Raw genomic sequence first — 1375 nt, 5'->3', positions numbered from 1 at the left:
TAATACTTCGTTAAATTTATAACTAATCCGTTGAGAACAAATAAGTTAATTGATAAAATTTAGTACAATAAAATAGGTCAAGTGGCTGATTTTCATTACCTTTAATGGTATCCTACCACACATTAAAGCAATGAACAAAACAGCACTTGACCAATATGAGGAACTCGTAACCGATGCTTTGAAAAGTTGTTCAGCGAAGTTACGCAAAAGTTTTAAAACAGCATTCATCCAACTCATGATTTTGTATATGGTACTACCAAGAAAGATTAATTTCACCCAAATGGGGCGTTACTCAGATAGCTCGGAACAACGCTTCCGGCAGTTGTTTGAACGTGAGTTTGACTGGATGCAGTTCAATCTCTTCCTTATGCAGCAGCAGTTTGGTGAAAGTGTTAGAAAAGCTATTACCATAGACGCAAGCTACATTTCAAAGTCGGGAAAGAAGACTCCTTATATCGGCAAGTTCTGGTCGGGATGTGCTTCTGCAATGAAACGAGGATTGGAAATTCTCGGTATCGGCATTATCGACATTGATAGTCGGGATTGTATGATGCTACGTGCGGAACAGACACCGGACAAGGCGTATCTGGAAAAGCAAGGCGAAGATTACAACCTTGTGGACTGGTATCTTGACGTGCTCCGCAAATACAAGGACAAGTTGCTCGGCATAACACGTTATGTCGTTGCAGATGCATGGTTCTCAAAGGCAAAGTTCGTGGGTGAAGCCTGTCTGCTGGGATTCCATGTCATCAGCCGCCTGCGTGATGATGCCGCCTTGTGGTATTCACATAACGGTGTCCGCACAGGCAAACGGGGACGACCGCGTGTCAAAGGCGAGAAGATTGATTTTGAGAAACTCGACCTTCAGCATTGCGAGATTCTCGACATTGAAGGAGGAAGGGCTTACTCAGTCAAGGCCTATTCAAAAGCAATGAAACGCAACATCAAAGTCGTGGTTCATTATCCAGAATCAGGAGGACATAAAATCTATTTCTCCACCGATCTTGACATGTCGGACAAAGACATCATCGAATACTACCGTACACGATTCCAGATTGAGTTTTGCTTTCGGGATTCCAAGCAGTTTACCGGACTCAATGATTGTCAGGCAAGAGACTTGAGGAAACTCGACTTCGCTTTCAATGCTTCACTGGCCTCGGTAAACATCGCAAAGGTCATGCGGCAACGATACTATCCGTCGCTTTCCATCGGACTGCTAAAGGCCTATCTGAGTAATATTTATATGCTCAAAAGATTTTTTAGCAAGTCCGGTCTGAAACCGAACAGAACTTTTAATACTAAACTTATCAAAGAACTCTTTGGCATAGTGGCAGAAGCCGCTTAGCCGATATGTTGAATTTTTAACGGACTATTA

The 1375-nt window shown here is 42.7% G+C and carries 1 protein-coding gene; it reads left to right on the top strand.

From position 1 onward, the window contains the following. Nucleotides 1-130 precede the first annotated feature (130 nt). On the top strand, nucleotides 131-1345 hold the full coding sequence (locus DXA15_RS24980; protein ID WP_128135836.1) for a transposase: 1215 nt from the start codon (nucleotides 131-133) through the stop codon (nucleotides 1343-1345). Nucleotides 1346-1375: the final 30 nt, after the last annotated feature.

The sequence above is a fragment of the Parabacteroides sp. AM58-2XD genome (assembly GCF_003463685.1).
GTDB classification, from domain to species: Bacteria; Bacteroidota; Bacteroidia; order Bacteroidales; family Tannerellaceae; genus Parabacteroides; species Parabacteroides segnis.
Note: the sequence above shows the minus strand (reverse complement) of the source record. Positions and strands in the feature narration are given on the sequence as shown.

What these genes read in the sequence shown, in the direction of transcription:
- DXA15_RS24980 (WP_128135836.1), top strand. Translation starts at nt 131, where the DNA reads ATGAACAAAACAGCACTTGACCAATATGAGGAACTCGTAACCGATGCT.